Here is a 7,555-nt window from a genome sequence, read left to right as displayed (position 1 = left end):
CCGGTGGAACCTTTTCCCGCTTAACTTGTTCCCGCCCTGCCGGCTGAAATGTCATGATTGAAACGCCGGCCGCCAGATTTGCCGCCAGAGTTACGGAGTTCTATGCCGGGCCTGCCTTCCTCCTGTTATCGCCTGCAGTTGCGCAACGGCGTCGATTTCGATGTCGCCGCCGGCCTGCTGCCCTATCTGCGGCGCCTCGGCATCAGCCATCTGTACCTTTCGCCCGTCTTTGCGGCGGTTTCCGGCTCGACCCATGGTTATGACGTGATCGACCCGACCCGGATCGAGGAAGATCTGGGCGGCTGGCACGGCTTTACCCGGCTGGCCGGTGCGGCACGGAACGAGGGGCTCGGTATCGTTCTCGACATTGTGCCCAATCACATGGCCTTCAGCCCCGAAAACCCCTGGCTGCGCGACGTGCTGCGCCACGGGCGCGACAGCCGCTGGTGGTCGTATTTCGACCTTCACCCCGACCAGTCGCTGGCGCTGCCGATGCTCGAGGCGCCGTTCGGCGAACTGCTGGCCGAGGGGGCGTTTTCGGTGGCGTTCGACCCGGACGGTCCGGTTCTGGTGCATGGCCCGTTGCGCCTGCCGCTCGCACCCGGAAGCCTGCCGGCAACCCCGCCCGAAACGACCGATGCCGCAATCATCGCCCGGCTGCACGAGGCGCAGATCTGGCGGCTGTGCCATTGGCGCACCGAGGCGGCGGCGATCAGTCACCGGCGCTTTTTCAACATCACCGGGCTGATCGGACTGCGGGTCGAGGACGAGGCCGTGTTCCGGGGCACGCATTCCCTGATCTTCGACATGGTCGATCAGGGCCTGGTCGCGGGGCTGCGCATGGATCATGTCGACGGTCTGGCCGATCCCTGCGCCTATCTGCAGCGTCTGCACGAGCGCCTGCCCGGCACCCCGCTCTGGGTCGAAAAGATACTCGCCAGCGGCGAATCCCTGCCCGGCTGGCCGGTCTGCGGCACCACCGGCTATGTGCTGGCGCGCGATGTGGCGCAGGTGCTGACCGGGGCGAACGGCGTTGCCGGCATGGACGCGCTATACCGGCGCGCAACCGGGCGGCAGGCGGATTTCCTCACCGTCATGCGGCAGGCCAAGCGCGAGGTGCTGGAAACCTCGCTCGCCGCCGAGCTCTGGCAGTTGCAGGCGCTGCTTTCCCCGCTTGCGCAGGCGGATGCGGTGGCACGCGAATACGGGCCGGAAAGCTGGCGGCAGGCGCTGATCGCGCTGATCGCCCATTTCGACCGTTACCGCAGCTATCTGGACGACGCCCCGCCCCGCCCGGCGGATGTGGCGGCGCTGGAGGCGGCGGCGGAACTTGCCGCGCGCGGATGGCCCGACCGGCGGCCGGTCGATTTCCTGCTGGCCTGCCTTCTGTCCGGCACGGCGCAGGCCCGCCCCCTGCGGCTGCGGTTCCAGCAGGTGGCCGGTGCGGTGATGGCCAAGGGGCAGGAGGACACCGCCTTCTATCGCTACAACCGCCTGCTTTCCGCCAACGAGGTCGGTGCCGATCCGGGACAGCCCGCGATCGACCCGGCCGAGTTTCACCGCCGCATGGCCCGGCGCATGGAAGAGATGCCGCGCGGGCTCAGCCTGACGTCGAGCCACGACACCAAGCGCAGCGAGGATGCCCGCATGCGGATCGCCGCGCTCAGCCACCACCCCGAGGCGATGGAGGCCCTGATCGGACAGGCCGCCGGCATCGAGGGCGCCGCCTTGGTCGATCCGAACCTGCGCTGGTATCTGCTGCAATCGCTCTGGGCGCTGCATCCGGCGGGCGGGGATCTGGCCGCGCGGCTGCGCGATCATGCGGTCAAGGCCATGCGCGAGGCCGGGGAGGGGACCGGCTGGGAAAACCCGGCGCCGGAGTTCGAGGCCGCTGGCACGCGGTTCGCCGCGGCCCTGGCCGCCCGTTTCGCCACGCTTCCCGCCGCGACGGAACCGGCGGCGCGCATGGCGCGGCGGCTTTCGCTCCTGCAGCTTGCGCTCAAGCTCACCCTGCCCGGAATTCCCGACATCTATCAGGGCTGCGAAGTGGCCAGCCACGCCCTGACCGACCCCGACAACCGCCGGCCGGTGAATTTTCCCGCGCTGCAGCACGCGCTGGACAGCGGGGCGGGTCTTTCATGGCTCGACCGCAACAAGCTTTCGCTGCTGCGGGTGATGCTTCCCCTGCGGCGCCGTCATGGCGCGCTGTTCGATCAGGGGCGTTACGTGGCGCTCGACGCGCCGTCCGGCTGCCTTGTGTTCCGGCGCGAAGGCGCCCCCGGCAGGATCCGGCTTGCCGCCGCGATCACATGCGATCTGCCCGCAGAGCTGGCCGCCCCGCGCGCCGGCGAGGCCCGCATCTGGCCGGACGGCACGGCGCCCGTGGGTGAGGGCGCCGCCATGCTCGCCATTTTCGCCACCGATGGCATTCAGCCCTGATCTGCGCGGGAACCGCCCGCCCCCGTGCCCGGTGGCGCGGGAACAAATGCGGCGGCAAAACGCTTTGGAACCGGTAACATGGAAACGCAGACCGGCCCTGCAGGGAGCAGATGATGGCGCTCGAAACCTACCGCAGCAAACGCGATTTCACCGTCACCCCGGAGCCCGCCGGCGACGAGGGGCACGCCGGGGGCGACGCCTATGTGATCCAGAAACACGCCGCACGGCGGCTGCATTACGACCTGCGGCTGGAACTCGACGGGGCTTTGAAAAGCTGGGCGGTGACCAAGGGGCCAAGCCTCGTGCCCGGTGAAAAGCGCCTCGCGGTCGAGGTCGAGGATCATCCGCTCGAATATGGCGGCTTCGAGGGCACCATTCCAAAGGGCGAATACGGCGGTGGCGCGGTCATCGTCTGGGACCGCGGCACATGGGCGCCGATCGGCGATGCGGACAAGGGGTTCGCCAAGGGCCACCTGGAATTCACCCTGTCGGGCGACAAGCTGCGGGGCCGCTGGCATCTGGTGCGGATGCGCGGCAAGCCACGCGACAAGCGCGCGAACTGGCTGCTGATCAAGGGCGAGGACGCGGAGGCCCGGGACGAGGCCGCCCGCGATATTCTGGAGGAACGCCCGGAATCGGTGCTCTCCGGCCGGACCGTCGAGGACGTCGCCGAAGGCGCGGAGCCGAAGCCGCGCAAACGCGCCCGGCCGCCCGCGCCGGGGGACGGCAAGAAAGCCGCCCTGCCGGATTTCGTCGCGCCGGCACTCGCCACCCTGCGCGCCGCGCCCCCGGCGGGCAACGAATGGCTGCACGAGGTGAAATTCGACGGCTATCGCCTGCAGGCACGGCTGGACGGCGGGGCGCTGCAGTTGCTGACCCGCGGCGGGCTGGACTGGACCGGCCGCTTCGGCCCGCGGGTTGCCGGGGCGCTGCGCGCGCTGCCCGTGGAGACCGCGCTGCTGGATGGCGAAGTGGTGGTCGAGTCGGGGCACGGTGCCTCGGATTTCCCGGCCCTGCAGGCCGACCTGAGCGCAGAGCGCGATGACCGTTTCCTGTTCTACCTGTTCGACCTGCTTTATCTGAACGGGCGCGACCTGCGCAAAGAGCCGCTCCTGCGGCGCAAGGCGCTGCTCGAGGATCTGCTGCGGGATGCCGCCCCTGCCCTGCGCTACAGCGCGCATTTCGCCGAAAGCGGCACGCTGGTGCTGCGCCATGCCTGCCGGCTGTCGCTGGAAGGGATCGTGTCGAAACTGGCCGATGCGCCCTATCGCTCCGGGCGCGGGCGCGCCTGGGTCAAGTCGAAATGCTCGGCGCGGCAGGAATTCGTCATCGGCGGCTATGCGCCTTCGACCGTGTCGGACCATGCCATCGGCTCGCTGGTTCTGGGAGTCTACGAGGGTGACGAATTGCAGCATGTCGGCCGCGTCGGCACCGGGTTTTCGGCAGCAATGGCCGAGGATCTGTTCACCCGGCTGGAAACGCTGCGGCAGACATCCAGCCCCTTCATGGCGCCGCTCACCGCGACCGAGGCGCGTCATATCCGCTATGTCCGCCCCGAACTGGTGGCCGAAGTCGAATTCCGCGCCTGGACGGCGGACGGCCATCTGCGCCATGCGTCGTTCCGCGGCCTGCGCGAGGACAAGCCGGCAAGCGACATCGTCCGCGAAGCCTCCGCCGGGCGCGCCCCCGCCGAGCCCCGCCGCCGCGTCGCGCTTACCCATCCCGACCGGATCTACTGGCCCGAGGCGGGGATCACCAAGGAAGGGCTTGCGGATTATCACGCCGGGATCTGGACCCGTATCGCCCCCTGGATCACCGGCCGGCCCCTCGCGCTGCTGCGCTGCCCGACCGGCATCACGGGGCAGAAATTCTTTCAGAAACACGCCTGGAAGGGCATGAGCCGCGCCATCACCCGCATCCACGACTCCGCCGACCCGCAGGGCGAGCCGCTGATCACCGTCGAGGATCTGGACGGACTGATGGGCCTCGTGCAGGCGGCGGCGCTGGAAATCCACCCCTGGGGGGCGACGACAGCGGACTGGGACCATCCCGACATGATCACCATGGACCTCGACCCCGGTGAGGGCGTGGAATGGGGCGCCGTGATCCGCGCGGCGGTCGAGGTGCGCGAAAGGCTGGCGGAACAGGGGCTTGCGGGCTTCGTCAAGACCTCGGGCGGCAAGGGGCTGCATGTGGTGGCGCCGCTGCGCCCGCGCGCGGACTGGGCCGCCGTCAAGGCCTTTACCAAGGGGCTGGCCGATGCGATGGCGGCGGACAGCCCTGCGCGTTACGTGTCCACGATCAGCAAGGCAAAGCGGCGCGGCCGGATTCTGATCGACTATCTGCGCAACCAGCGCGGGCAGACGGCGGTCGCGGCCTTTTCGCCGCGCGCGCGGCCCGGGGCGGCGGTCTCGACCCCGCTCGGCTGGGAGGAACTCGACGAAGGCATCGGCCCGACCCGCTTTACCGTCGCCAATGTTCCCGCGCGGCTCGCGGCCCTGCGCGCCGATCCATGGGAGGGCTTCCGCGAGGCCGCCGCGCCGATCAAGGCCGCCCGAAAGGGGCGGCGCGGCTGACCGCTGGGGGCCGCCGCATCCTCAGTGGCGCTTGCGGCTCTCGGCGCCGATGCTGCGGCGCAGCGCCTCCATGATGTCGATGGTGTTGTCGCCGGCATCACTCGCGGGGGCGGATTTCCTGCGTGCGGGGCGGCGCTTGCGGGTCTTGGCCCTGATGATGTCCTGAAGCCGCTCCTGCACCGGGTCGCGCACCATGTCGGGGCTCCACTCTGCCATATGCGCGTCGATCAGCTCTTCGACCAGCTTGAGCGTCCGCCGTTCGGGCGCCGGGGGCTCGTCGGGGAAATAATCCGCCTCCGGCCGCACCTCGTCGCCGTAGCGCAAGGTCCAGACCACGATCCCGCGCCCGCGCGGCTTGAGCATCACCGCCCGTTCCCGCCGATACAGCACGAGCCGCGAAATCCCCACGGTGCCGCTCGCCGCCATGGCGTCGCGGATCACGGCAAAGGCCTCTTCGCCGATGGGGTCGTCGGGCAGCAGGTAATGCGGGCGGTCATACCAGATCCAGCCGATGGAATCGTCGGGCACGAACATGTCGATGTCGATGGTTCGCGTGCTGTCGAGCGCGACATTCGCGATTTCATCGTCCTCGAGCATGACATATTCGTCCTCGCCGTGCTGGTATCCCTTGACCTCGTCTTCCTCGGCCAGGGAATCGCCGGTCACCGCGTCCACATAGCGGCTGACGACCCGGTTGCCGGTGCGGGCGTTCAGGGTGTGAAAGCGCAGCTTGTCGCGATCGCTGGTCGCGGGCATCATCGCCACCGGGCAGGTCACCAGCGAGAGTTTCAGATAGCCCTTCCAGAACGGGCGGGGCGCCATCAGCGCGCATCCTCGTCGGTCTCTTCGCCCCCGTCGGTCTCGTCGCCCTCATCGCGTTCCCATTCGGGAAGGCCGTCGTCGCGGTCTTCGGGGCGGCGGTTGCCGTCGCGGTCCTGCAGTTCCTGGTTCTGCACATGCGCGCCGTCAAGCCCGCGCGAATCCGAGTGCCGCGATGTGTCGCGGTTCGACAGGATCTCGGTCTTCGGCTGGATGCCGGGGGCATCGGGCGTCATGCCGCCCTCGCCGCTTCCCTTGCCCTGATCCTGCTGGCCGGGGCCGAATTTCCTGCTGCTGGCATTGGCCATGGTGGTCCTCCATTGCAGTGCGTGGCGGTCGTGCTCCGGTTTGAAACCCGCGGCAGGGCACGATGTTCCATCGCCGGCGGCTCAGCCCTCCATATGCGACAGCAACTGGTAATGGATCGTCTGCATGCGGATCAGCCCGCCGGTGATCAGGAAGGAATCCGCGCCGCCGATCGCATCGCAGCGGCATGAATACCCGCGCCAGATCAAAAGCGCGAAGGGGCCGCGCACCTGCCTTGCCAGGAACTCGAACCGCGCCCCCGGCAACTGCCGGGCGAGCCGTCCGGCCGAGATCCGCATCGCATCATGGCCCCGCGCATTGGAATTCACGGTCAGCAGAACGACATCGCGCGCATAGTTGCGCCGCAGGTCGGTTTCCAGATCGCCCGCGGCCCGCAGGCGCAGGTGGTCATGGAATACGTCGCGGGTGCCGCGCGTCATGGTCTGCTCCCTGGCCTCTCCGGGCGTCCCCCTCCACCCCTGCAATCCGCCGATGCGCTGATTGTTCCCGCGCATGGGCCGCGCGGAACAGAAAGCCCGGGCGCGGAGTTGTCCCCCGGGAAAGGGGATGAGAGACCATGGCGCCACGGGCACTCTGGAAGGGGATGCTGCGCATTGCGGAGGTGACCTGCCCGGTCGCGCTGCACGCGGCGGCCTCGACCTCGGAGCGGATCGCCTTTCACACCCTGAACCGCGAGACCGGGCATCGCGTCCGGCGCGAATTCATCGACAGCGAGACCGGCGATCCGGTGGCGCGCGACGACCAGGTCAAGGGCTACCAGACCGCGGGCGAGGATCACGTGATCCTCGACCCAGAGGAAATCGCCGCCGCCGTTCCCGAAAGCGACAAGACCCTGAACGTGACGCAGTTCATCCCCTGCGGGGAGGTGGACGACGTCTATTTCGACCGGCCCTATTACCTTGCCCCGGCCAATCCCGGCGCGGAAGACAGCTTTCACCTGCTGCGCGAGGGGATGCGGCGGCGCAGGGCGGCCGCGCTGGCGCGGGCGGTCCTGTTCCGGCGGGTGCGGACGGTCCTGATCCGGGCGCACGGACTGGGGATGATCGCCTCGACCCTGAGTTTCGATTACGAGGTGCGCCCGGCCCGCGAGGCGTTCCGCGACATCCCCGACCTCAGGATCAAGGGCGAGATGCTCGACCTTGCCGAACATATCATCGACACCAAGCGGGGCGAATTCGACATCTCCGCCTTCGAGGACCGTTACGAGGCCGCGCTTGCCGAACTGGTCAAGGCCCGGCTGGAGGGGCGCGAACCCCCCGCCCGTCCGCTGCCGGAGCGCGAGAATGTGGTCGACCTGATGGCGGCATTGCGCGAAAGCGCCGGGGTGTCCGGCAAGCGTTCGCCGCGTCGCAAGACCGCGCGCGGGCGCCGCTAGGGGCCACCCCCGCCCGGCG

Annotated in this window: 6 protein-coding genes; 3 read left to right on the top strand and 3 right to left on the bottom strand. The window is 69.1% G+C overall.

The genetic code is table 11. The annotated features are described in order from the left end of the window. The first annotated feature begins 102 nt into the window (after window positions 1-102). Together treY and ligD are read left to right on the top strand one after the other, a co-directional pair. Window positions 103-2,439, top strand: a complete 2,337-nt coding sequence (treY, locus tag B0B01_RS11675; RefSeq protein WP_076650241.1) for a malto-oligosyltrehalose synthase — start codon at window positions 103-105, stop codon at window positions 2,437-2,439. Between the two features lie 110 nt (window positions 2,440-2,549). Beyond that, entirely contained in the window at window positions 2,550-5,015 is a 2,466-nt protein-coding gene (ligD, locus tag B0B01_RS11670; protein WP_234967795.1) for a DNA ligase D, read from the top strand. Window positions 5,016-5,036: 21 nt separating this feature from the next. Here ligD and ku (B0B01_RS11665) read toward each other — a convergent pair whose 3' ends face one another. The 3 genes from ku (B0B01_RS11665) to B0B01_RS11655 all read right to left on the bottom strand — a co-directional run bounded on the left by ku (B0B01_RS11665) (window position 5,037) and on the right by B0B01_RS11655 (window position 6,580). Then, window positions 5,037-5,837 (bottom strand): non-homologous end joining protein Ku, encoded by an 801-nt coding sequence (gene ku / locus B0B01_RS11665; RefSeq protein ID WP_076650240.1) that lies wholly within the window; start codon window positions 5,835-5,837, stop codon window positions 5,037-5,039. Then, entirely contained in the window at window positions 5,837-6,142 is a 306-nt protein-coding gene (locus B0B01_RS11660) for a hypothetical protein (protein ID WP_076650239.1), read from the bottom strand. The genes ku (B0B01_RS11665) and B0B01_RS11660 overlap by 1 nt, the downstream gene beginning before the upstream one ends. Before the next feature lie 81 nt (window positions 6,143-6,223). Continuing rightward, entirely contained in the window at window positions 6,224-6,580 is a 357-nt protein-coding gene (locus B0B01_RS11655) for a hypothetical protein (protein ID WP_076650238.1), read from the bottom strand. Between the two features lie 137 nt (window positions 6,581-6,717). Here B0B01_RS11655 and ku (B0B01_RS11650) point away from each other — a divergent pair, with 137 nt between their 5' ends. Beyond that, the gene (gene ku, locus B0B01_RS11650) at window positions 6,718-7,536 is read left to right on the top strand and encodes a non-homologous end joining protein Ku (RefSeq protein ID WP_076650237.1); all 819 of its coding nucleotides are present in this window, start codon (window positions 6,718-6,720) and stop codon (window positions 7,534-7,536) included. Window positions 7,537-7,555: the final 19 nt, after the last annotated feature.

Source organism: Pontibaca methylaminivorans, assembly GCF_900156525.1.
Taxonomy (GTDB): Bacteria; Pseudomonadota; Alphaproteobacteria; order Rhodobacterales; family Rhodobacteraceae; genus Pontibaca; species Pontibaca methylaminivorans.
This window is presented reverse-complemented; position numbering and strand designations above follow the sequence as displayed.